This is a genomic window from Streptomyces sp. col6, assembly GCF_008042035.1.
GTDB lineage: Bacteria > Actinomycetota > Actinomycetes > Streptomycetales > Streptomycetaceae > Streptomyces.
On the sequence record NZ_RDBL01000021.1, the window covers coordinates 44,016 to 64,969 of the forward strand.

Below are 20,954 nucleotides of genomic sequence, written 5' to 3' on the forward strand. Positions count from 1 at the left end.
TCCTCCGCCACCGCCGCTTCCGCCCCCTCGGCTCGTACGTCCGCCGTTCACCGCACCGCCCGCCCCGTCGTCGTACGGACTGCCAGGGCAGCCACGTTCGTGGCGAGCGCCGATGAGGCAGAGGCGCGATTCCTGGAGCTGGCCGACCTCATCGGACAGAGCTGCGAACCGGACGTCCTCGCCGCCGTCGGCCGCGTGGCACCGGCCCTCGCCCCCACTCCGGCCGACCCGGTGGCGCTGCATCCGGCGGAGGAGTGCGCCGCCCAGCGCCACCAGCTCCGGATCAGCAAGGCGTTCTCCGGCACGGTGACGGCCACGTACGAGCAGATGCGGGACAGGCTGACGACCCTGCGGTACCCCCGAGCGCGGATCCACCGCATGCCGAACTTCGCGGGCAGACCCGTGTCGAGACTCGACCTGCGCGTGGGAGCCGACCATCTGGCCCTGGAGGTCACCGACATCGGCGGCGGTGTCATGGTCCGGGCGTTCGGCGCCCCGCAGGGCGTGAGCGTGACCGATGTCCGTCTGAAGCCGGAGGTGGACCTGCCCACCTCCTGAGAACGCCGGCGGCCCTGTCCGCCCTGCACCCTCTCACGCCCTCTTCGCCATTCCCGCGAAGAGGGCGTCGAGCACCCGGTCGACATACGCGTGGGTGAGCGGTTCCTGTGTGATGAGCAGCTGGAAGTACAGCGGGCCGGAGAGGAGCGCCATCGACAGGTCCAGGTCGAAGTCCGGTGAGAGCCGGCCCTCGGCCTGTGCCGTCCTCAGACGTGCGACGGTCTTGTCCGCCTGAGGGGTGATGAATCGTTCGTTGAGAGCGGCGGCCACGCCCGGGTCGTGCTGGGCCTCGCCGACCAGTGCCTGGAAGAGCGGCCGGAACGATGGCCCGGCCAGGAGGTCGATGGCCTCGTAGATCTGCTGGCGCAGGTCTGCCACGACATCCTCCGTGTGGGGGTAGTCCAGGGTCGACTCACTGAGCGACAGCAGCGAGTCGAGCAGCAGGGTGCCTTTGGAGGGCCATCGGCGGTAGATGGTGTGCTTGCCGACGCCGGCGCGGGCGGCGATCGCTTCGATGCTGAGTTTCGCGTAGCCGAGCTCCTGCCCCAGTTCCAGAGTGGTTTCCATGATGGCTCTGGTCAGAGCGGGGCCATTGCGTCGGGCGGCAGTCATGCTCCCATGCTAGCGGCACGGCACGTGCCGTTCTTGACAAGTACTCCATGATCCAGGCACGCTTCAGCGAACGACACGGCACGTGCCGTGTCGCCTGCGGGGGGATGAGCGCGTGGACGCGGAGGTGATCACCGTGGGCGCGGGCACGTGCTGCGTAGACCCGTGGTCCCACGCCCTGCCGGACCAACGGCCGGTCACCGGCCACGTATCAGCCACTCGCACACGATGAGGACGCCCGCCATGCCCGTACCCGCCGACCCCACCGTGCTCCACCCGATGCCCGGCCAGCCGAGGGTGGTGCAGCTCAAGCCGCTGGTGACCTCGCCGCTGATCGAGGTGGGGGAGTACTCGTACTACGACGACCCGGACGACGCCACCGCGTTCGAGACCCGCAACGTCCTCTACCACTACGGCCCGGAGAAGCTGGTCATCGGCAGGTTCTGCGCGCTCGGAACGGGTGTGCGCTTCCTGATGAACGGTGCCAACCACCGTATGGACGGCCCCTCCACCTTCCCGTTCCCGACCCTGGGCGGCTCCTGGGCCGACCACTTCGACCTGCTCGCCGGGCTGCCGAACCGCGGCGACACCGTCGTCGGCAACGACGTCTGGTTCGGACACGGGGCGACGGTGCTGCCCGGTGTGCGGATCGGGCACGGCGCGATCATCGGCAGCGGCTCCGTGGTCACCAAGGACGTGCCGGACTACGGGATCGTCGGCGGCAACCCGGCCCGGCTGCTGCGTACCCGCTACGCGGACGAGGACATCGCGCGCCTCCTCGCTCTGGCCTGGTGGGACTGGCCCGCCGAGCACATCACCGGGCACATCCGGACCCTCATGTCCGGGACGGTCGACGACCTCGAAGCCGCCGCCCCGACCCTGCCGCGCGCCTGAACGCCGCGGTCACCACCCACCTGGAGAAACCATGACCAGCAGGTTCACCGAACTCGTCATCGACTGTCTCGACCCGCAGCGCCTCGCGGATTTCTGGTGCGAAGTACTGGACTTCACCGTGCTCGACCGAAGCGAGGACTCGGTCGAGATCGGCTCGTGGGAGCCGACCGCCGAGGCCGTGCGGGCCGGGCAGATGCCGCCGACCATGTTCTTCGTCCGGGTGCCCGAGGCGAAGACCGGCAAGAACCGGCTCCATCTCGACGTGAGCCCTGTCGACGCCCGTACCGCCGACGAGGTCACCAGGCTGCTGAAGCTCGGCGCCACCCGGATGGATGTGGGCCAGGGGCCCGATCGGAGCTGGGTGGTCATGGCCGACCCCGAGGGCAACGAGTTCGATGTCGTACGCAGCCTCGCGCCCTAGCCTGTCTTCGATATCCCCCCGTCGCCCGGAGGACGGCCGGCTCAGGAAGCCGCTGAAGCGATCACCTTCGCGAGATCCGCGGGCCGGCTCCACATGGGCCAGTGCCCGGTGGGCAGGTCGATGACCTCAAGGTGCTCCAGGTTGGCCACCTCGGCGAACATGGGATGCCCGGCGCGGGCCAGCTCCATCAGCTGCGCGCTCGGGATCGAGCAGCACACCAGCGTGGTCGGGACGCCGAGGCGGGCGGGATTCGTGAGCTCCACGGACGCGCGCAGCACGGGGCCGGGTTCGGGGACGGCCCTGGCCCGGAAGCGCTCCAGTACCTCGGGGCTCAGACCGTCGAGACCGGCCTGCTCCCCGAGGACCTCGAAGGGCGGCAGCGGCAGCTCTTCCAACTCCTGCGGCACGTCCGGAGCGAAGACACTTCCCGGCGCCACCGGTCCGGAGTCGACCCACACCACCCGCTGGACCAATTCCGGATGCCGGTCCAGAACGAGGCCGACCGGTGCGTTGGCCCCGCTGTGAGCGACGAGAACAGCCGGCTGGTCCTCGCTGACCCCGGCCTCGGCCATGACCTGTCCGACGGCCGCCGCTTGATCGTCGAGGGTCCTCGACGAACGGTCGGGATCGTGCGGGTCCAGACCCGGGAGGGTCATCGCGACAGCACGCGCGTCGTCGGCTGTCAGGTGTTCGAGTACCTCGTCCCAGGCCCAGGCCCCCAGCCAGTGGCCGGCGATCAGGATGATGGTCGGGCTGTTCGTGGTCGTCGTCATGCCCTGATGCTCGCAGTTCGTGCGGACAGGTGTGTGTCACCATTTCCGTCATGAATTTCTCGGGGTGGGGACAGTGAAGCGGGCGGAACGGCTCCATGCCCTGTCGGAGACGCTGCGCCGCAGTGGCGCGCGAGGACGCACCGCCGGGCAACTGGCCGCCGAGTTCGGCGTGTCCACGCGCACCGTGAAGAGAGACCTCGCGGCGCTGGAGAACAGCGGCGCACCCATCTGGTCCCGCCCCGGCCCCGGTGGTGGCTACGGAATGGCCACGGGCGCGTCCCTGCCGCCGGTCAGCCTGACTCCGGCCCAGGCGGTGGCCCTTCTGGCCGCAGTCTCCGCAGCGGCCGATGCCCCGTACGCCGATCTGGCCTCGGCCGGGGTGCGGAAGATCGTGGACGTCCTCGACCCCAGGACCCGAGCGAAGGCCGAGGAACTGGCGCGCCGCGTCTGGGTCGACGCGCCCCCGCTGAGGTCGCGCGCCAACAAGTCGGCGCTGGAGGAGGCGATGGCCGAGCAGAGGGTGCTCCGGATCCGCTACACATCGGGCGACGCCATCACGACCGGCCGCGATGTCGAACCCGTGATGTTCGCCTTCAGGAACAGCCAGTGGTACCTGGTCGGCTGGTGCCGGTTGCGCAACGCCATGCGCTGGTTCATGGTGTCCCGCATCGAGCAGGCCGCCGTGACCCGGATCGCCTGCGACGGCCACACCCTTGACGAGGTCGGGGTCCCCCCGCCGAACGCCCGGCCGGCGTTCGGTGACGGAGGCTGATCCACCCGGTCAACGTCCGAGGCGGGCCCGGCGGGTGGCGACGACGGGCCCGGCCGGGTTCTCGGCGCGACTGTGCGGGGCTGCCGGGACCTCCGGGAATCCGCATCGAACCTTCCTGGAGCACCGGACGCGTCGGCTCACCAGGTTCCCCGGCATTCTCCACGCGGCGTGGCCGGGCTGCGGTGGCCGGCCGTCTGGACGCCCCGCCGATCGACACCCCGGGCTCAGCCCAGTGCCTCAGCCAGAGCTTTCCTGAACTCCAGGTGGGCCTGCGCGTCGAAGAGGACGAACCGTACTTCCTCGACCGGCGGTGTGGCCTCCGCCAGGATCGTACGCACGGCGATGCGGGCCCCGTCGTCCATCGGCCAGCCGTAGATTCCTGTGGAGACCGCGGGGAAGGCGACGGTTCGCGCCCCCAGTTCCGCCGCCACACGCAGGGCTTCGCGGTAGCAGGACTCCAGCAGGGCCGTACGGTCCTCGGTACCGCTCCACACCGGGCCGACCGTGTGTACGACCCAGCGGGCGTCGAGCCTGCCGGCCGTGGTGGCGACGGCCTGGCCCGTACGCAGTCCCTTGCCGTAGCGCGAGGCGCGCAACTCGCGGCAGGCGGCCAGGATTTCGGGGCCGCCGCGCCGGTGGATCGCGCCGTCCACCCCGCCACCCCCGAGCAGGGAGGAGTTGGCGGCATTGACGATGGCGTCGACGGACTGCTGCGTAATGTCCCCCTGCACAAGGGTGACCGGGACCGCGGAAGGTGTGCTCATGCGGCCATCATGCCGTCGTTCGTCGCTCCGTATGAGCGCCTGTGCGCGCTGAGTTGCACCGGAAGGCGGTGGGGGACCGCAGCGCGAAGTCAGGCCGGTGAGGTGCCGCGCGCCGGAGCGAGACCCCCGCGTGCCGCTGCCCGAACCCGGTGAAGAACGGCCGTATCTCGTCCCTGGACGCAGATTCCCGGCCGTTGCGGTCAGCCTGCGCCGACGAGCGGGTTCCTGCAGGAGCGGCTGCCGGGGGCCGTCGAACGTCGAGGTGCGGAACACGCGGTTCGTGGCCTGGAGTGCGGCGCTGTGAGCGATAACACCGGGCATGGTGCGCCGACTTGTCGCCGTGCGGGGCGCAGGGCAACCCGGAAGGAACTGGGTCGTAAGGCTTGACTGGGTCACGTCAAGTCTCCATAGTGATGCCCGGCCGCACAAGCAGGCCGCACATCCCGCCCATGTCTCCAGGTCGGCTCGCGGTCGCAATTGTTAGCGCTAACAATCGGCGGCGTGCCGGAATGGCCCGCACCAGCAAGGAGCCCACCCTTGACCGTTCAGACCTGGCTGCGCCACGCACGGCGCAGCCTTCTCGCCACCGGCACCACCGCCGTGCTGACTGTCGCCCTCCTGGTCGGCACCGAAGCGTCCTCGCAGGCCGCCACGCAGGGGCCCTGTGATCTCTACGCCTCCGGCGGCACGCCCTGTGTGGCCGCCCACTCGACCACCCGCGCCCTCTACGGTGCGTACAACGGCGCGCTCTACCAGGTCCGGCGGGCGTCCGACAACGCCACCAAGGACATCGGGCTGCTGAGCGCCGGCGGCTATGCCGATGCCGGCGCCCAGGATGCCTTCTGCGCCGGAACCACCTGCGTGATCACCGTCATCCACGACCAGTCCGGACGGGGCAACAGCCTCACCCAGGCGCCCGGGGGCGGCGCCGCCCCCGGCCCCGACAACCTCGCCCCCGCCACTGCCGCCCCGGTCACCGTGGCAGGCCACCGGGCCTATGGCGTATACGTCGCCGCCGGCACCGGCTACCGCAACAACAAGACCAACGGTGTGGCCACCGGCGACCAGCCGGAGGGGATGTACGCCGTCCTCGACGGGACGCACTTCGGCGGAGGGTGCTGTTTCGACTACGGCAACGCCGAGACGAACAATCTCGACACCGGCAACGGCCACATGGAGGCCATCTACTTCGGCGACAGCACGATCTGGGGGAAGGGCACCGGCAGCGGTCCCTGGGTGATGGCCGACCTGGAGAACGGCCTCTTCTCGGGTCCCAACGCCGGTTACAACGCCAATGATCCCAGCGTCAGCCACCGCTTCCTGACCGCGATCGTCAAGGGTGCCCCGAACCTGTGGGCCATCAAAGCCGGCAACGCCCAGTCCGGCGGCCTGTCCACGTACTACAGCGGAGCCCGGCCCAACGTCCAGGGATACAACCCCATGCACAAGGAGGGCGCGATCATCCTCGGCATCGGCGGCGACAACAGCAAGTCCTCCAGCGGCACCTTCTACGAGGGGGTCATGACCTCCGGCTACCCGACGGACGCCACGGAGAACGCGGTCCAGGCCAACATCACCGCCGCCGACTACCAGGCGCCCGCACTCACGGCCGGCGCCCTCACCCCGGGCGCGCGGGTCTCCCTGAAGGCCACCACCACCTGCTGCAACGCCGACTACCTGCGCCACCAGGCCGACGGCACCGTGGCCATCTCGCCGATCACGGCCGCGAGTTCCGGCGGTGACAAGAACGACGCGACCTGGATCGTCCGCGCCGGGCTGGCCAACTCCGCCTGCCTGTCCTTCGAATCCGCCGGCGCCCCCGGACAGTATCTGCGCCACGCCGGATTCCAGCTCCGCACCGCGGCCTCGGACGCCACCGCCCTGTTCAACCGCGACGCCACCTTCTGCCTCCAGGCAGGCCACAGCGGGCAGGGCTACTCCTTCCAGTCGGCCAACTATCCCAACCGCTTCATACGCCACTACTCCTACACCGGGTACCTCGCGGGGGACGGGGTCGGCGGCAACACCTGGGACAGCGACGCCCTGTGGAGCGAGGACACCTCCTGGCTGACCGCCCAGCCCTGGTCCTGACCGCTCACCGGTGGCACACCGCGCGCAGGCGGGTGTGCCACCGGCGACGAGGAGCCGCACGCCGCCGGGGCGCCGGCTCCGCCCTGGACCGTTCGCCCACCGGGGTTCAGGAGCGGGCCCCCAGCACGTCGGCCAGGAACTGCGCCTCGTTGCGTCCGAGTCTGGTCGCGATCACGACCTCACTGCCCGTGATGCGGCCGATGACGGCGACCTTGGCGAGCAGCCGGCCCTCGCCCTGGACGATCGCCAGGGAGTTCGTGGGCTCGGTCCGGCCCGTCACCTTGCCGGTCAGGGTGGTGAACGCCTTGGCGTCCTTGTCCTGGAACGTCACCCGCACCGACCATCCGCCCGGAGCGCCCTCCTCCGTCTCCTCGAACGCCGAGACCTCCCTGAACCTGTTGACCGTCATGCCGGGCGCGGTGGAGACGACCACGCACTGCTGCCGGTCGTCCGAGGTGAAGCCGCGACCCGAGGGCACCCCGGGCTGCGACGTCCCGAAGACGGTGGCTTCGGAGGCCCCGCTGCCGGGGCAGGCCCCAGGCTGCTCGCGCTCCACTTCGAGGAAGCGCACCGGCTGGTCCGGGGCTACCGCACCGCCCTTGGCACCCCCGTCGCCGGACCCGTCCCAGGGGTTCAGCACCAGCAGCGTGCCCGCCAACGCGCCGACCGCGACCAGCCCACCGACGGCCCACCGCACCCGCCGGCCCCGTCCGGAGGCGGCGGTGGGCGGTGGGCCCGGGAGGCGTACCGTCCCGGCAACACCTGCCACGGCCTGCGTGGGTTCGTCCGGTCCGCTGCGCCCGGACCGGGAGGACGGGCCGGTGGCGCCGACGTGGCGCATCGCCGCACGCAGGGCATCGGTGCGCTCGGCGCGGTGTCGCTCGATGGCCGCGGTCCACCGGGCGTCCAGCACACCCCCGTCGCCGCGGGCCGACGGCCCCTCACCGAGGTGTCCGGCGCAGTGGGCGACCAGCTCGGCCGGCGTGGGCCGCGCCCGCGGATCCAGAGCGAGACAGGGCAGAACGAGGGCGCCCAGAGCGGGCGGAAGACCCGAGACATCGGTGTCGCCGGTGGCCGCGCGCATCAGCAGCTCCAGGGCCGAGATCTCCTCGATGTCCCGGTAGGGCGGCCTCCCCACCGCCAGGTAGTGCAGCGTCGCGCCCAGCGAGAACACGTCGGACGCCTCCGTGGTCGGCTCCCCCCGGGCCTGTTCCGGCGACGCGTACGCCACGGTGCCGAGAGCCGACTGGGTCCGGGTCAGGTCGTGCGCCTGCGAGATGCCGAAGTCGATGACGCGCGGTCCCTCCACGGGCAGCAGGACGTTCGACGGCTTGATGTCCCGGTGCACCAGCCCTGCCGAGTGCAGGGACGCCAGCGCCTCCGCCATACCCGCGCCCACCCAATGCAGCGCGTCCGCTCCCAGCGTGCCGCAGTCCTCCACCAGCTCCTTCAACGAAGGCGCCGGCACGTACTCCTGCGCCATCCACGGCACCTCCGCCGTGGGATCGGCATCGACGACACTCGCCGTGTAGATACCGTGCAACCGCTGCGCGCACGCGACCTCTCGGGCGAACCGGCGCCGGTCGTCCGCGTTGTTCGTGATCAGCGTCTTCAGCGCGACCGTACGCCCCGCCGGTGACCGCGCCAGGTACACCCGCCCCATGCCACCGCTCGCCAGCTCGGCCAGCACGGTGAACCGTCCGACCCGCTGGCCCGGACGCACCGCTTCCGCCCCACCCCACCGCATGCCCCGTGCCCACCTGTCTCCCCGTCACGGGGAAGCCGTAGCCCAAGCGGTCGCGTCGCACTCGACCCGACCGCTCTGCATCGTCACGTACGGAACTCGAACTGTGCATGCTTTTGGCCGAGTTGACCGGCGAAGTGGCGGGATGCCTCCGTGCGGACGGCGGCTCGTCCGTCCTCCGCCGGAAGCGGCGCGAGGCCCTGTCGCGGTATTCAGGGGGCAGGGGGGCTCAATGCACTGGCCGACGGGCAGGCGCTCAGGCTGTACGATACCCCTCAGGGGTATTCTGTTCGGGCGGGCGCGAGGCGGAAGCGAGGATTCGGGCATGAGTGGCGGAGCGGCGGGCAGGCCGGGCAGCACCCGGCTGGCTGCCGTGTGCGTGCTGTTGCTCGGCCTCTTCCTGATGCATGGCGCTCCCGCCACCGCCGCCGAGGGCTGCCACGGCGCGATGCCCTCCATGGCCGCTTCGGCGCAGCAGGGTCACACTGCCTCGGCGATGGCCCCGGCGCAGATGCAGGACACCGTGCACGGTGCACCGGTCTTCCGGGCCGGGGACGGTGCGGGAATGCGTGGCGCGCTGTGCGTGTCCACGCCGGCCCCGGAGCGCAACCCGCTGCCGGCCCCGGCCCTTCTCGCCTTCGCCGCCGCGCTGTCGGCCGGATGGGCGTCGGCGGCCTGGCGGGCGGCCGTCAACGGGACGCGGCGACGCGGTCCGCCGGCGGGCGGGCGGGATCTCGTGACGCGGGTGTGTATCGCGCGGACGTGACAGGCGCCGCCGGTCCCCGGCCACCGGCCGGGACCGGCACCATGTCCTGCCCTTCCCGCGCGCCATTGATGTGGTGCGCCCGCCCTGAAAGACATCGCGATCCCATGAACTTCTCCTCCCGTTTCACCCTGCGCCGCCGCGCCCTGGCCGCAGCCGGAACCGCTGCCACCCTCGCGCTGACGCTGGCCGCCTGCGGGTCGTCCGGCGACTCCTCGTCCATGCCCGGCATGGACCACGGCGGCACGTCCTCCGCGGCCTCCTCGCCGAGGGCGACAGCCTCCACGGACGACATGCCCGGTATGGACCACGCGGCCGGCGGCAACGGCCTGTCCGGCAACCAGGACGGCTACCGCCTCACCTCCTCCGACCGGTCCCTCGCGGCGGGCAAGCAGGCCGCGTACCGGTTCGCCGTGGCCGGCCCGGACGGCAAGCCGGTCACCCGGTTCGCCGTCGACCAGACCAAGCGGATGCACTTCTACGCCATCCGCTCGGACCTGACCGGCTTCCAGCACCTCCACCCGACCATGGCGGCCGACGGCACCTGGAGCGCCGGTCTCGCCTCCCTGACCCCCGGGTCCTGGCGCATGTTCGCCTCCTTCACCCCTGACAGCGGGGCCGGCAAGGGCAAGGACTTCGTGCTCGGCCGCACGGTCACCGTGCCGGGCGGGGCCACCCGGACGCCGCTGCCCGCAGCGGCCGGCAGCACTCAGGTCGACGGATACACCGTGACCGTCAAGGGCGAGCCGATGGCCGGCATGGCGCACCCGCTGACCGTCTCCGTCGCCAAGGACGGCAAGCCGGTCACCGATCTGCAGCCCTACCTGGACACCTACGCCCACCTGACCGCCTTCCACGAGGGCGACACCGCGTTCGCCCACCTGCACCCCACCACGAAGGTCAACGGGGACCACGGTGGCCCGGACCTGTCCTTCCATGCCGAGCTGCCCACGGCGGGCAACTGGCGGCTGTTCCTGCAGTTCCGGACCGGGGGAACGCTGCACACGGCGGCCCTGACGCTGCGCGTCGGCTGAACCCCGGCGGGCGCCACCCCGGCCGGGGCGGCGCCCGCATCTCCCGTCTGCCGGGAGCGCGGAAGGCGTAACAGGGTGCGCCGGCGACCTTCGGCGGAACCCGGGGGACCGTTACGCGCTCCCCGGAAGCCCGTAGGACACTGCTAGGCGGCCGAGCGCTTCGCGGAGCGCGGTCTGCTGAGGGGCGGTGAGGCCGGCGTCGAGCCGCGCGTCGAGCGCGAGCGACTTCGCCGTGCACTGCCCGAGGAGTTCGCGGCCCTCCTCGGTGAGGCTCAGGATCTGGCGGCGACGGTCCGCCGGGTCACGCAGCCGCTTGATGGCGCCCTTGGACTCCAGGTGATCGGCCAGCGAGACGACGAGGCTGGGTGCCACCCGCATCAGCCTGGCGATCTCCAGCTGTGAGGCGGCCAGCCCCGCATCGAGGACGCCCAGTACCCCGACGTGCTTGGGCTTCAGGCCGAGCTCGGCGAGGGCCTGCGCGTACTGATCGGCGACCATCGCGCCCAGGGCGCCCAGGCGGAAGCTGAGGGTCTCGGACCACTTGACGTCGTTCACGGACAGCATGCTACCTTCCTCAAACCATTCAGACTGTGAATGATTCGAGGGTGGAACGATGACAGATCCCGAGACCGTGCATGTGGTCTTCGCCGACCTGCAGGACAGCATCGTGGCCCTGAGCCGCACGAACAGCCCCACGGCCCTTCGGTGCTCGGCCGGGGCGCTCGGCACCGTCGCCCGAGCGCTCGACATCCCGTTCAGCGTGTCGGCCGCGCCCAGACCCGGCGGCCCCGCCGTCATCGCCGAACTCCCCGCGGCATCCCCGTACGTGCGCAGCGGACCGTCCTGCTGGGACGACCGGCCCTGGCGGGAAGCGGTGAGCGCGTGCGGCCGCAGGACTCTGGTCCTCTGCGGAGTGACCTCGGAGATCGTGGTCCTGCACACCGCGCTCGACGCCCTGGCCGACGGATACGAGGTGATCGTGCCGGTCGACGCGTGCGGCGGGATGTCGGAACGTACGGAGCAGGCGGCGTTCCGGCAAATCGAGGCGGCGGGCGGCATCGTGACCTCGGTGGCGAGCCTCGCCACGGACATGGTCCGCGACTTCACCGACCCCACCGGTCGCTCCGTCATCACGGCCCTGCACGCCCTGGTGAGCTGACCCCGCAAGTACCTCAGGAAGAAGGCCGCATGAAGCTCGCACCCCATCTGCACCGCCTGGGCAACGACATCGTGTCGTGCTACCTCATCGACACCGACGAGGGCATCACGCTCATCGACGCCGGACTGCCCGGCCACTGGCGGGATCTCCGGCGTGTGCTCGGCTCCCTCGGAAAGTCTCCCGACGACATCCGCGGGGTCGTGCTGACGCACGGCGACTCCGACCACATCGGTTTCGCCGAACGCCTGCGGACCACCCACGGCGTCCCGGTGTTCGTCCACGCCGCCGACGCGCTCCGGGCCCGTACGGGGAAAAAGCCCAAGGTCGCCGCCGGACCCATGCGCCCCGGGCCGTCGCTCGGCTTCCTCGGCTACGCGCTCCGCAAGAACGGGCTGCGCCCCCGCTATGTCGGTGAGGTCACCGAGATCGCGGACGGCGATGTGCTGGATCTGCCCGGCAGCCCGGTGATCGTGGGCATGCCGGGGCACTCCCCGGGAAGCGTGGCCGTGCACGTCCCGGTGGCCGACGCGGTCTTCGTGGGGGACGCCCTGACGACACGGCATGTCCTGACCGGTCGCACGGGTCCCCAGCCTGCGCCCTTCACCGACGACCCCGAGCAGGCCCTCGCGTCGCTGGACCGGATCGCCGGGCTTTCGGCCTCCTGGGTGCTGCCCGGCCACGGCGCTCCCTGGCGCGTCTCGCCGTCCCGGCTGAGTGAGGAGGTCCGTTCGGTCAGCTGACGGGGATGCCCGGGTTCACCAGCCCCGCGCCTCCAGTCACCCGGTTGTCCGAGGTAACCGTGACCGGGCAGTCCGACGGGTCGTAGTGGGTGACGTCGATGGCGAACCGGGTGGGGCCGGTGGCGCCGGTCAGGTCCGCGGTGTTGCCGCGGAACACCGCGCCGCAGCCCCAGCCCGGGTTCTGCGTGTGCGTCTGGAAGCCGTCATTGGTCGTGCCGGTGCCCCGGTTGTTCTCGACGGTGTACCCGTTGCCCTTGATGTCGACCCAGGAGTCGTCGTAGTTGGCCCCGGTGAGGCCGTCGCCGTCGAAAACGTTCCCGGAGATCAGGCCCCCGGTGGTGCCTTCCTTGATGTCGATGTTCTCGCCGCCGACGCGAGGGCCGATGTGGTTGTCGAGGATCTGGACGTGGTCGCTGGCGTCCGTGAGGGTGTTCGCCGTCCCTACGTAGACGCCCTCGCCCATGCCGTTGCCGGACGTGCCCGTGTCGTGGATGGAGGAGTTCCTGACCACCCCGTAACTGCTCGACGTCCGGAAGTGGATGCCTTCCATGGTCGTGTGGTGGATCTCCACCGAGTCCGCGACGACATGGTCGGACGAGTCGATCATGATGCCCTTCTGGCCGCCGGTCACGGTGATGCCCTTGATCACCCAGTACGGGGCACTCGTGAGCTGGATGCCGTTGCCGCCTCCCGACGGGGTGGTCAGCACCGCGGCACGTGAGCCGGTCAGGGTGATCGGCGCGCTCGCCGTGCCGCCGGTTGTGATCTTGAAGTTCCCCGAGTAGGAGCCGTCCGCCAGCTCGATCGTCCGGCCCGGCACGGCGGCGGCCAGCGCGGCCTTGAGCTCCTTGCCGTTCGTCACTCGCACCGTGGTCCCGGCGGAGACCCCGGGCGTGACGTCCGCCGACGCGGCTCCGGGCATGCCGAGCAGACCGGCGCCGACGAGCGCGACGGCGACAGCGGCGCGCTGCGCCGGACGCGCGGGCCGGCCGGCGGGGGAGAGGACTTGGAACATGACGGCACCTCCGGACCGGCAACCGCAAGGGTCACCGTCTTGACAGGGACACAACAGTGCGACGGGTGCCAAGATTGGACTGGACCAGAGTGGGCGTCAAGGGGCAGCCGGGCCAAATGACTTGGCCGGCGGGGGTTCGATCCTGTGCGGCCGGTGCGATCCGTCGGTTCGGACACGGGCCGCACAGGACCTGCGGATCGGGTTACGAGGCGCCCTCAAGGACCTCGCGCAGACGCCGCGCGAACTCGTCAGGCTTCCCCGGGTGGCCGAACTCCCCTCCGCAGAAACCGCCGTGGTGGCTCGGGAACACGGTGACCGGCTGTCCGAGCAGTCCGGCGGTCGCCACCGCGGTGCGGCCCGTCTGCACGTCGCGGGACTCCTCACCCACGGCGATCACCACCCGGGTCGGCGCGGCCGCGAGCGCGTCCACGTCCGGCCGGAAGTCGCTGACCGCCCACGACCGGTCGGACAGCAGCGGATCGTCCCGTGAGCCGTCGTCCTCGGTGGGCATCCCGAACGCGGTGGGGTCGGCCGCCGGCTGGGCGAAGTACGCGTCGGTGAACTCGCCCTCCCACGAGGTCATCGCGATGAACGCCGCCATCCCGGCGCCCCACCCCTGCTTCTCGTACGTGTCCCGCAGGGCCGCCCGCGCCCGTACCGCCGCCGCAGCGTCCGGGACGAGGGTGATCAGCGGAGGCTCGTGCGCCACCAGGGTGGTCACGTCCTGCGGATACACCGCCACGACCGCGAGCGCGGTGACCGCTCCGCCGCTGCTGGCGAACATCTCGACCGGCCCGGCCCCGAGGGCCTCGACCACGGCGTGCACGTCATCGGCCTGGATCTGCGGAGTGTGGTCCACCCGGCCGTCCTTGCGGATGCTGCGGCCGAGACCACGGGGGTCGTACGTGACGACCGTCCGCTCGGGGAAGCGCGCGGCGAGCGTGGCGAAGCCGGAGGCGTCCATGGGCGAACCGATCATGAACAGCGGAGGGCGTCCGTCCGTGGCCGGCAAGGGGCCGCGCACGTCGTAAACGAGGTCCGCGCCGGGAGTTTCGAGTGTGTAGGTCTTCATGCCTGTACAGACCTGCCCCGCCCCCGGAACTCATCGGTGCGACGTGCGTCGGTTTGCCCTGTCGTACGCGTACACGGGCATCGCGTGCGTACGCACAACGTGGACACCATGGCGACGGGCTCCCGGTCACCCGGTTGGTCCGATGTCCGATGAGCGCGTCACATCGGGGTACACGGGTGCGCATGGCACCGAAGAAGACCGAGCGCATCCAGTTCCTGCGGGCCCTGCGGCAGCTCCACCGCGCCCGCTCCTTCTACGCCGTCGGCGCGCTGCTGTGGGCGGCGTCCGTCGTCTGGACCGGCTGGCAGGCCCCCGGAAGCCGTCAGATGTGGGTCTCCGCCCTTCTCCTGGCGGTCTTCACCGGCCTCCTCGTCACGGCCGCCGTGTCCCTGCGGCGCCTCGCGGCCGACACCACGTACCGTCCCGCACACCACGCCGCCCCGCACAAGGCGCACGCCTAAGACCCGAGGAACGCGGCCTGCCGGGACGTTGACCCGTCGTCTGCGATCATGGCGGCATGCTCCAGGTCTGCCTCAACGGCGCCCGCAGCCGCGCCGCGTGTTCCCATCTTCCGGTGACCGCAGCCGAGTTGGCGGCGGCTGCCCGCGAGGCTGTTGCCGCTGGTGCGGTGGACATCCATCTGCACCCCAAGGACAGCGACGCGCGGGACACGCTGGAAGCGACCGTTGTCGCCGCTGCGGTGAACGCGGTGCGGGCCGCGGTGCCGGGCACCGCAGTGGGGGTCACCACAGGTGCGTGGGCTGTTCCGGATCCGTACGTACGTGTCGCACAGGTCCGGTCCTGGAGCGTGCTCCCCGACCATGCCTCGGTGAACTGGCACGAGGACGGCGCCGCCGAGGTGGCCCAGGCTCTGCTGGACCGGGGGATCGGCGTCGAAGCCGGCGTCTATTCCGGCACCGACGCGGCCGAACGGTTTCTTGGATGGCCCGGATCCCGCCGGGTCCTGCGCGTCCTGGCCGAGATCACCGAGACCACCACGCAGGACGCGCTCCACGCGGCGTCCGAACTGTTGGAGCGGCTCCGGCCGGCCGCCGCACCGATCCTCCTTCACGGCGAGGACGCGGGCGCCTGGCCCGTCCCTGCGCCTCGCGGCAGCCCGCCACCTGGACACACGGATCGGTCTGGAAGACGCACTCCACCTCCCCGACGGCGAACCCGCCGCCGACAACGCGTCCCTCGTCCGCGCGGCGCGCGCAATCATCCGCCGCGCATCCTGACCCCACTCACCGACAGGGGGAGCGCAGTCAATTCCGGGCCGGGCAGACTACGCACATGCAACTCCCCGCCGAGGCCGTAGAGCACGCCGCGCTGATCGAGGTCGTCCGGCTCTCCGGCCTTCCCGCCGGGCGGGACGACCCCTACCCCGGCACGGTGGTGGCCCACTGGTCCGGAAACGACGTCAGCACCGCGCTGTCGCTGATGGCGAGCCTGCCCGGCAGCGAGCAGCACCGCTGCGGGTTCGCGCCCGGCTGGAGCGTCCGGGCCTACGACGAACACCTCGGCGAGGCCCTGTTCGAGGCGGCGTTCTGCTTCACATGCCACGAGGTCCGCATGCGGGGAACGGCCGTGCCGCCCGCCCTGTCCACCCAGTTCTTCGACCCGGACTCGTCTCCGGCCCGGACCCTCCTGTCACTCATGCGCCGGGCGCAGGAGTAACCGGCCGGCGCGACCCCAGGACGGCGACGGAGCCGTTATGCCACTGGTCCCCGGTGGGCCTTCCGCGCGGGTGGAGGCCATTCCGCGGAACCGTGCGCGGGGTCCTCGGCGGCGGCGATCGAAAGGCTCAGCCCTTCGGTCAGCCAGGCGTGGGCCGCCGTCATGTTCAGGGAGCGCCCTCCGGTGACGGTGTCCAGCAACCCCCAGTACCGGCGCAGACGGGGGTCGAACCCCGACGACCTGGAGACCAGTGTGTGCAGGAAGCGACGGAAGGCCGGGGTGTCCGACTCCCTCCGAGCCCGCGCGTGGGCGGAGACGAACGCGTTGACCGCCGCCCCCGGGCCCGGTCGCAGCCCTTCCCGCACCGCAGCGGCCGTCAGGGCGGCCGCCTCGTCGATCTCGCCGTAGAAAGCGGGTGCGTCACGCATCTCCTGGGCGTGATCCCCCGTCCAGCGCGTGAAGCCGGGCGTGGACACCAGGACATGGATCTCGGCGTAGGCCAGGGCCGCCGCGGGCGAGGGATCGCGCCACGGCTCGGGCGACAGCATGGCGACCATGAGGTCGAGCCGCCGCTTCGGCATCTCCGCGGGCAGCTCGCGGTACCAGTGATCGGTGAGACTTCGCCGCGCCTGCGGAAGCCGCTGCACCCGGGCGAGGATCTCCAGGCGTCTCAGCCGCTCGCCGTCCGCGCAGTCGTCCAGGGCGCCAAGGGTCGCCTCCCGCCATTGCAGCTGCGTCAACTGCTCCTGTACTGAGGTGAGTTCCGCCGCCACCAGATCACCGAGGGCCTGCTCTCCACTGGCGACGCGCGCGATGGACGCGATCGGCGTTTCCAGCGCCCGCAAACGCCTGATCAGCGCGATCCGCTCCCACGCCTCCGGGCCGTAGCGCCGGTGGCCCCCGCTGCTGCGCTCCGCCACCGGCAGCAGACCGCTGTCCGAGTAGTAGCGCAGGGTCTTCACCGTGATGCCCGTCGCGGCGGCGAGTTCACCGATGCTCCATGTGCGGTGCGTCACAGACCCTTGAACCTCCAGCGCGCGGGAGCTCCTAGCGTACTGAGCACCGGCCGCCTCAGGCCCGGACCGTCGAGACACAGGAGCACGCATGTCCTCGATCCCACCACCACGTCCGCGCGGACCGGCCGGCCCGCGCACGCACGGACTTCGCCTGCTGCGCCTGGCCGTCCTGCTCGCCGTCACGGCCGTGTCCGTCACGACCGCGGCCGCCCTGCCGCCCCGCGTCGGCGAAGCCCGCACGGGAACCGTCGTACGGACCGACCACGGCCTGGTCCGGGGCGCCGCCCACGGCTCGTACCTCACCTTCGACGGCATCCCCTACGCCGCGCCGCCCGTCGGCCGCCTGCGCTGGCAGGAGCCGGCTCCGGCGCCGTCCTGGCCGGGAGTGCGGGACGCCACGGCCCCCGCCCCGCGCTGCGTACAGATGCCGATGCCCGGCACGGACGGGGTGAACGGTTCCGAGGACTGCCTCTACCTCAACGTCACCGTCCCGTCGGCACGCCCGGCCGCCGGTGAACGGCGCCCGGTACTGGTGTGGTTGCACGGTGGGGCGTTCCTCGGCGGGTCCGGCGGTGACTTCGGGGCCGAGCGGCTGGCCGTACGCGGTGACGCCCTCGTCGTCACGGTCAACTACCGCCTCGGCGTCTTCGGTTACTTCGGTCACCCGGCTCTGGGCTCCGCTGTGCCGTTCGGCCTCGCCGACCAGCAGGCCGCGTTGCGCTGGGTACGGGCGAACGCGGCGCGCTTCGGCGGCGATCCCGGTGCGGTCACCTTGTTCGGGGAGTCCGCCGGGGCCCTGAGCGTCTGCGCGCACCTCACCTCCCCGGGCGCGGCCGGTCTCTTCCGGCGGGCGGTGCTGCAGAGCGGTTCCTGCCACATGTCGTTCCCGCCGGGCGCCCTCGGCCCCGGAACGCCGGCGTACGAGCCCTTCGCCACCGAACACGACGTCCAGGACGGTGGAGTCCAGGCCGCGCGACAACTCGGCTGCACGGCGAACGATGACGCCCGGGTACTCGCCTGCCTGCGCGAGCAGAGCACGGAACGCCTCGCCACCGCACTCTTGATGCAGTCCTTCAACCGCCCCGCCGTCGGCAACCGGCTGCTGCCCACGGCACCGGACGAGGCTCTCGCCGCCGGCCGCTTCCACCGTGTGCCACTGCTCCAGGGCACCAACCACGACGAGATGCGGATGTTCGTCGGCCAGTCACTCGCCGCGTACCCCCTTCGGACCGACAAGGACTACCGGGCCCGCCTCGACGACACCTTCGGCCCGGCCGGCGCCGCCGTGGCCTCGCACTACCCGGCGGCTCGCTACCCGAGCCCGGCGCTGGCCTGGTCCGCCGCGCTGACCGACCGCTCCCTGGCCTGCACCACACTCCGGGCGGCCCGCGACATCAGCGCGAAGGCGCCTCGGATGCCGCTCTACGGCTATGAGTTCAACGACCCGGACGCTCCCGTCCTGAGCGGCCTCCCCGCGCACCCCGACCTCCCCTACGGGGCGGCGCACGGCTTCGAACTGCCCTACCTCTTCTCCTCCGTGCCCACCGAACAGCCCCTGTCCGAAGCACAGAGCACCTTGTCCGACCGCATGATCGACTACTGGGCCTCCTTCGCCCATTCCGGGAACCCGGACACACCCGGCGCTCCCCACTGGCCGGCCCTGCGCACCACGGGCCCCGTACTGTCGCTGGCTCCCGGGCCCGGGGCGATCCACGCCGTCGACGCGTATGACGCGCACCACTGCGCCTTCTGGGCCGGTGTACGGGAGTGAAACCCGGCGCTCAGTCGTAGAAGAAGAGTTCCAGGTCCTCGATCGATCCGGGTCCGGTGAAGAAGGCCTCGGCTTTCGCGATCTGGTTCTCCGGCGGCAGTTCGCCTTTCAGGAGACGACCCATCCAGATCTCTCCCTGCTCGGCTATCGCGTAGATTCCGGACAGCAATTCGGCCATGCCGGAATGGGGCGGCGGGTTCCGTCCGACAACCGGTTGGAGGACCCAGCCGCCTGCCCTGGCCGCGAGCCGCAGGACTCCGGCCCAGTTCTCGATCCTCCCCAGGCGCACGTGCCACGAGTCCTCCGTGAACGGGGCCGCCCGCCCACCATGAAGAGGGTTGGTGGCGGCGCTGATGTCCACGATCACCTGCCGCTCCACGGCGTCACGGATCCACCGCCCTTCCTGTGCCTCTTCGATGGCGGCATCCCACCACTTCCACCCGGCGTCCAGCCGGTGCGCGAACGTGTCCATGCGGAGAGGCTTTCACCCACGGTGCCGCAGCTGCCGGGAGGGGGCGGGTATGGCCCCGGCGCACCCCTGGCTGAGCCTGTTATGAGATTTCCATAAAGTCAGGGGAGTGGGGCAGCCCTTTCGGGGCACAGGGTGGAGCGGAGGTTGATAATCATGGTCCCCATCATTCTCGTTCTTCTGCTGGCTCTGCTTCTCTTCGGTGCCGGTTTCGCACTGAAGGCGCTGTGGTGGATAGCGGTCATTGTGCTGGCGGTCTGGCTGCTCGGATTCGTTGTCCGGCCGACGGCAAATGGAAAGCGGGGCCGTTGGTACCGGTGGTGACATTCGCCGGCCGAGCTGACTTTGCGTGGCGTGCGGGTGGGCCACGACGATTCGTCGTCGTGGCCCACCCGCACGTCGGCGTCCGTCAGGAATGAGGGCGGAGCGGGGGAGGACGGCCGAGTCTCAGGAAGCCGGGTTCTCACCGGCAGCCCTGGACGCCGCGCGTGTCAGGTCCGGGCGGCTGAGGGCGTCGGTGTTGTCGATGAACTGATCGACGGCGCCGGTCATCGGCAGGGCGCGGACGGCCGGGTCGGTGATGCCGCTGGTCAGTGCCTCGGCGAAGCGTTCGGCGTGCAGAACCTGGAACGGCCTTTGGTGGTAGGGCCGTGTCGTGGGGTCGACGGGGGCGGAGAGGCCGAGCCGGTTGTGCGCCTCCGCGACGGTCTCGTAGGCGCGGGCGAGGTGGTGTTCGCGGGTGTGCCAGTCGGTGGCGGCGAGGGCGGCGGTGAGAGACGGGGTGAGCGCGGAAGCCTGCGGCGTACGGGCGAAGGCGCTGCCGAGCCATTTGCCGTAGGGCGGGTAGCGGCGGTCCATCAGCAGACAGAGCCGCATCAGATCGCGCACCAGGCGGGCGGCGACGACGGCGGAACCGAGTTCGTCGCCCACCTCGCCGCAGCGCCCCACGAAGGCTTCCTCCTGCGAGATGCGTTGCCACTGGCAGGCCAGGACGTGGCGCCACAGGTCCCGGGGGTACCAGTCGAGGGCGGTCCGGGCCGGCCCGAGGCGGCCGAGTCCGTCGTGGAAGACCGCACCGGCCGTGACCTCGGCGAGGCGCTGGCTGGGGGTGGCCAGCCAGTCCGCCGAGGTGATGCCCGCACCGGGGTCGAAGCCCAGCCGGGCGGTGAACCAGGTGCTCGGGTCGGTGATCTCGACCCGATGCCGCACGGGTCCGTCGGTCAGCCGCATGACCCCGATGCCCGCCTCGCCGTTGTCGGTGAAGTGGGTCGGGTAGCCGCAGAACGTCTTCGGGAGGCGTTCGGAGAGCAGCGCCGTGACGGCCGCGCCGTGACGGGCGACGTCCTGCGGTTCCAGGAAGATCTGCAGCCGGGGCCCCCACTCGTGGTCGGCGCTACGGGCGGTGTCGAATCCCAGGACCTCCGAGCCGCTGCCGAGCCGGGCGGCGGAGTGCGCCATCCCGGGGACGGCCTCCTCCAGCAGCGGCCGCACGGCCTGGAGGTAGAAGCGACGCGAGAGTTCCAGGCCGGGGACGAAGGGCGGTGTGGTCATGATCAGGAGGGTGCCCGACCGGCGTGCGACCGGTCGAAGCCTTTTCCACGTCCGGCGGGCC

At 71.3% G+C, this 20,954-nt stretch carries 23 protein-coding genes and 1 pseudogene; 14 read left to right on the top strand and 10 right to left on the bottom strand.

Annotated features, from left to right (window positions below; all coding sequences use genetic code 11):
* Positions 1 to 558 (top strand): hypothetical protein (locus tag EAO73_RS25865; protein WP_318153284.1); only part of this gene is annotated, 558 nt, incomplete at its 5' end.
* A gap of 33 nt (positions 559 to 591) precedes the next feature.
* On the opposite strand, the gene EAO73_RS25870 is transcribed toward EAO73_RS25865, so the two are convergent.
* Positions 592 to 1,170, bottom strand: coding sequence for a TetR/AcrR family transcriptional regulator (locus EAO73_RS25870; protein WP_147973990.1), 579 nt, complete (start codon positions 1,168 to 1,170; stop codon positions 592 to 594).
* Positions 1,171 to 1,410: 240 nt separating this feature from the next.
* On the opposite strand from EAO73_RS25870, the gene EAO73_RS25875 reads away from it, so the two are divergent.
* Both EAO73_RS25875 and EAO73_RS25880 read left to right on the top strand, forming a co-directional pair.
* The gene (locus tag EAO73_RS25875; RefSeq protein WP_147973991.1) at positions 1,411 to 2,061 is read left to right on the top strand and encodes a CatB-related O-acetyltransferase; all 651 of its coding nucleotides are present in this window, start codon (positions 1,411 to 1,413) and stop codon (positions 2,059 to 2,061) included.
* A 31-nt stretch (positions 2,062 to 2,092) separates the two neighbouring features.
* Positions 2,093 to 2,482 carry a VOC family protein gene (locus EAO73_RS25880; RefSeq protein ID WP_147973992.1) on the top strand — a complete coding sequence of 130 codons (390 nt, stop codon included), beginning with the start codon at positions 2,093 to 2,095 and terminating at the stop codon, positions 2,480 to 2,482.
* A gap of 41 nt (positions 2,483 to 2,523) precedes the next feature.
* On the opposite strand, the gene EAO73_RS25885 is transcribed toward EAO73_RS25880, so the two are convergent.
* A complete protein-coding gene (locus tag EAO73_RS25885; RefSeq protein ID WP_147973993.1) occupies positions 2,524 to 3,255 on the bottom strand; it encodes an alpha/beta fold hydrolase in 732 nt (243 codons plus the stop codon).
* Positions 3,256 to 3,319: 64 nt separating this feature from the next.
* Here EAO73_RS25885 and EAO73_RS25890 point away from each other — a divergent pair, with 64 nt between their 5' ends.
* Positions 3,320 to 4,027, top strand: a complete 708-nt coding sequence (locus EAO73_RS25890; protein ID WP_224756448.1) for a helix-turn-helix transcriptional regulator — start codon at positions 3,320 to 3,322, stop codon at positions 4,025 to 4,027.
* Between the two features lie 224 nt (positions 4,028 to 4,251).
* Here EAO73_RS25890 and EAO73_RS25895 read toward each other — a convergent pair whose 3' ends face one another.
* Positions 4,252 to 4,791, bottom strand: a complete 540-nt coding sequence (locus EAO73_RS25895; protein ID WP_147973994.1) for an O-acetyl-ADP-ribose deacetylase — start codon at positions 4,789 to 4,791, stop codon at positions 4,252 to 4,254.
* Between the two features lie 537 nt (positions 4,792 to 5,328).
* On the opposite strand from EAO73_RS25895, the gene EAO73_RS25900 reads away from it, so the two are divergent.
* Complete coding sequence (locus tag EAO73_RS25900) at positions 5,329 to 6,882, top strand: alpha-L-arabinofuranosidase B (RefSeq protein WP_147973995.1); 1,554 nt, start codon at positions 5,329 to 5,331, stop codon at positions 6,880 to 6,882.
* Between the two features lie 106 nt (positions 6,883 to 6,988).
* Here the strand turns inward: EAO73_RS25900 and EAO73_RS36730 are convergent, their stop codons facing one another.
* A complete protein-coding gene (locus tag EAO73_RS36730; protein WP_224756449.1) occupies positions 6,989 to 8,605 on the bottom strand; it encodes a serine/threonine-protein kinase in 1,617 nt (538 codons plus the stop codon).
* Positions 8,606 to 8,951: 346 nt separating this feature from the next.
* Here EAO73_RS36730 and EAO73_RS25910 point away from each other — a divergent pair, with 346 nt between their 5' ends.
* Entirely contained in the window at positions 8,952 to 9,392 is a 441-nt protein-coding gene (locus EAO73_RS25910) for a hypothetical protein (protein WP_147973996.1), read from the top strand.
* A 104-nt stretch (positions 9,393 to 9,496) separates the two neighbouring features.
* The gene (locus EAO73_RS25915) at positions 9,497 to 10,423 is read left to right on the top strand and encodes a hypothetical protein (RefSeq protein ID WP_147973997.1); all 927 of its coding nucleotides are present in this window, start codon (positions 9,497 to 9,499) and stop codon (positions 10,421 to 10,423) included.
* A gap of 111 nt (positions 10,424 to 10,534) precedes the next feature.
* Here the strand turns inward: EAO73_RS25915 and EAO73_RS25920 are convergent, their stop codons facing one another.
* Positions 10,535 to 10,987 (bottom strand): MarR family winged helix-turn-helix transcriptional regulator, encoded by a 453-nt coding sequence (locus EAO73_RS25920; protein ID WP_147973998.1) that lies wholly within the window; start codon positions 10,985 to 10,987, stop codon positions 10,535 to 10,537.
* 49 nt (positions 10,988 to 11,036) lie between these two features.
* Between EAO73_RS25920 and EAO73_RS25925 the strand changes: the two genes are divergently transcribed.
* Entirely contained in the window at positions 11,037 to 11,582 is a 546-nt protein-coding gene (locus EAO73_RS25925) for an isochorismatase family protein (RefSeq protein ID WP_224756450.1), read from the top strand.
* A 29-nt stretch (positions 11,583 to 11,611) separates the two neighbouring features.
* Positions 11,612 to 12,322 carry an MBL fold metallo-hydrolase gene (locus EAO73_RS25930; protein ID WP_147973999.1) on the top strand — a complete coding sequence of 237 codons (711 nt, stop codon included), beginning with the start codon at positions 11,612 to 11,614 and terminating at the stop codon, positions 12,320 to 12,322.
* On the opposite strand, the gene EAO73_RS25935 is transcribed toward EAO73_RS25930, so the two are convergent.
* On the bottom strand, positions 12,315 to 13,337 hold the full coding sequence (locus EAO73_RS25935) for a right-handed parallel beta-helix repeat-containing protein (RefSeq protein ID WP_147974000.1): 1,023 nt from the start codon (positions 13,335 to 13,337) through the stop codon (positions 12,315 to 12,317). The genes EAO73_RS25930 and EAO73_RS25935 overlap by 8 nt on opposite strands.
* 202 nt (positions 13,338 to 13,539) lie before the next feature.
* Positions 13,540 to 14,409 carry an alpha/beta fold hydrolase gene (locus EAO73_RS25940; RefSeq protein WP_147974001.1) on the bottom strand — a complete coding sequence of 290 codons (870 nt, stop codon included), beginning with the start codon at positions 14,407 to 14,409 and terminating at the stop codon, positions 13,540 to 13,542.
* 182 nt (positions 14,410 to 14,591) lie between these two features.
* Between EAO73_RS25940 and EAO73_RS25945 the strand changes: the two genes are divergently transcribed.
* From EAO73_RS25945 to EAO73_RS25955, 3 genes and pseudogenes are all read left to right on the top strand, one after another.
* Positions 14,592 to 14,870 carry a hypothetical protein gene (locus EAO73_RS25945; protein ID WP_147974002.1) on the top strand — a complete coding sequence of 93 codons (279 nt, stop codon included), beginning with the start codon at positions 14,592 to 14,594 and terminating at the stop codon, positions 14,868 to 14,870.
* A gap of 56 nt (positions 14,871 to 14,926) precedes the next feature.
* Positions 14,927 to 15,647, top strand: a pseudogene (locus EAO73_RS25950) (3-keto-5-aminohexanoate cleavage protein).
* A 55-nt stretch (positions 15,648 to 15,702) separates the two neighbouring features.
* Complete coding sequence (locus EAO73_RS25955; RefSeq protein ID WP_147974003.1) at positions 15,703 to 16,086, top strand: hypothetical protein; 384 nt, start codon at positions 15,703 to 15,705, stop codon at positions 16,084 to 16,086.
* Between the two features lie 35 nt (positions 16,087 to 16,121).
* Here EAO73_RS25955 and EAO73_RS25960 read toward each other — a convergent pair whose 3' ends face one another.
* Positions 16,122 to 17,102: a MerR family transcriptional regulator gene (locus tag EAO73_RS25960; RefSeq protein ID WP_191134224.1), complete on the bottom strand. Its 981-nt coding sequence runs from the start codon at positions 17,100 to 17,102 to the stop codon at positions 16,122 to 16,124.
* A gap of 88 nt (positions 17,103 to 17,190) precedes the next feature.
* On the opposite strand from EAO73_RS25960, the gene EAO73_RS25965 reads away from it, so the two are divergent.
* Complete coding sequence (locus EAO73_RS25965) at positions 17,191 to 18,873, top strand: carboxylesterase/lipase family protein (RefSeq protein ID WP_147974005.1); 1,683 nt, start codon at positions 17,191 to 17,193, stop codon at positions 18,871 to 18,873.
* A gap of 10 nt (positions 18,874 to 18,883) precedes the next feature.
* Here the strand turns inward: EAO73_RS25965 and EAO73_RS25970 are convergent, their stop codons facing one another.
* Positions 18,884 to 19,345, bottom strand: coding sequence for a hypothetical protein (locus EAO73_RS25970; RefSeq protein WP_147974006.1), 462 nt, complete (start codon positions 19,343 to 19,345; stop codon positions 18,884 to 18,886).
* 153 nt (positions 19,346 to 19,498) lie between these two features.
* On the opposite strand from EAO73_RS25970, the gene EAO73_RS25975 reads away from it, so the two are divergent.
* The gene (locus EAO73_RS25975; protein ID WP_147974007.1) at positions 19,499 to 19,666 is read left to right on the top strand and encodes a hydrophobic protein; all 168 of its coding nucleotides are present in this window, start codon (positions 19,499 to 19,501) and stop codon (positions 19,664 to 19,666) included.
* A gap of 123 nt (positions 19,667 to 19,789) precedes the next feature.
* Here the strand turns inward: EAO73_RS25975 and EAO73_RS25980 are convergent, their stop codons facing one another.
* Positions 19,790 to 20,893, bottom strand: coding sequence for a DUF4037 domain-containing protein (locus EAO73_RS25980; RefSeq protein ID WP_147974008.1), 1,104 nt, complete (start codon positions 20,891 to 20,893; stop codon positions 19,790 to 19,792).
* Positions 20,894 to 20,954: the final 61 nt, after the last annotated feature.